The following is a 1,655-nucleotide window of genomic DNA, read 5'->3' on the forward strand; positions in this document are numbered from 1 at the left end:
CTGAGTGCCGATGTGCGGGTGCTGTTCGGCCAGCCGACCCTGGCCGCCCTGGCGGCGGCAGTGGGTACGACCAGCGACCTGGTGGTTCCGGCCAACCGGATTGGCCCGGATTGCCAGCGGATCACCCCGGACATGTTGCCGCTGATCGAGCTGGATCAGGCGGCCATCGACCGTATCGCGGCCACGGTGCCGGGCGGTACCCCGAACATCCAGGATATCTACCCGCTGGCACCGTTGCAGGAGGGGATTCTCTATCACCACCTCAGCGCCGAGGAGGGCGATCCCTATGTGCTGCAAGCGCAGTACGCCTTCGACAGCCGCGCTCGCCTGGATGACTTCGTCCAGGCACTGCAAGCGGTCATCGACCGACATGACATTCTGCGCACCTCCATCCATTGGGAGGGTTTGGACCAGCCCTTGCAGGTGGTCTGGCGGCGTGCCGAGCTGAGCATCGAAGAACGTGCGCTGGACCCTGGCGTCGGCGATATCGCCGAGCAGTTGCAGGCCTACTTCGATCCGCGCCAGGTGCGCCTGGATATCCGCCGGGCGCCGATGCTGCATCTGGTTCGGGCCTGGGACGAGCCGAACCAGCGCTGGCTGGGGCTGTTGCTGTTCCATCACCTGGTCATGGACCACACCGCGATGGACGTGGTACAGCAGGAAATGCAGGCCGTTCTGCTTGGTCAGCAGGCGCAATTGGGCGCGGCTGTTCCTTATCGCAACTATGTCGCTCAGGCTCGCTTGGGCGTGAGTCAGGAGGAGCACGAAGCGTTCTTCCGTGAACGTCTCGGCGATATCGACGAACCGACCCTGCCGTTCGGCCTGCGGGATGTGCAAGGCGACGGCAGCGACATCGAACAGGCTCACCTGGCCCTGGACCTTGGCCTGAGCCTGCGTTTACGCGCCCAGGCCCGTCAGCTCGGGGTGAGTGCGGCGAGCCTGGTGCACCTGGCCTTTGCCCGGGTACTCGGGCAGGTCAGCGGCCGTGACCAGGTGGTCTTCGGCACCGTGCTGCTGGGCCGGATGCAGGCCGGCGATGGCGCCGACCGGGCCCTGGGCATGTTTATCAATACCTTGCCGCTACGGGTGACCCTGGACGGTCAAAGCGTGCGTGAGGGGGTCAAGACCACCCATGACGAACTGACCGCCTTGCTCGGGCACGAGCACGCCTCCCTGGCACTGGCCCAGCGTTGCAGTGCCGTGAGCGCGCCGCTGCCGTTGTTCAGCGCCTTGCTCAACTATCGCCACAGCAGCCTGGCCGTGACCGAGCAGGCGCAGAGCGCCTGGCAGGGCATGCAGGTGCTGGGCGGGGCCGAGGAACGCACCAACTACCCGCTGACCCTCAACGTCGACGACCTGGCAGAGGGGTTCCACTTCACGGCCTTGGTGGCGACTGCCATCGGTGCGCAACGTCTTTGCGGCTACCTGCAAAGCGCCTTGGACGGCCTGGTGCAGGCCCTGGAGCAGGCACCAGAGAGCGCCGTACAGGCGATTTCGATCCTGCCGGCCAGCGAGCGTGAGCAACTGCTCGATCACTGGAACCAGGCCGGCAAGACCCATGCCGCCACCGCGCTGATTCACCAGCAGTTCGAGGCCCGCGCGGCCGAGCGGCCGGATGCCGTGGCCCTGGTGTATCAGGACGAAAGCCTGACCTA

The 1,655-nt window shown here is 66.1% G+C and carries 1 protein-coding gene; it reads left to right on the forward strand.

The features are described 5' to 3' along the window. A partial coding sequence (locus tag K675_RS0115635; protein ID WP_026145228.1) for a condensation domain-containing protein occupies window positions 1–1,655 on the forward strand: 1,655 nt, incomplete at both ends.

Origin of the sequence: Pseudomonas fuscovaginae SE-1 (assembly GCF_000364705.1) — a bacterium.
Taxonomy (GTDB): domain Bacteria; phylum Pseudomonadota; class Gammaproteobacteria; order Pseudomonadales; family Pseudomonadaceae; genus Aquipseudomonas; species Aquipseudomonas fuscovaginae_A.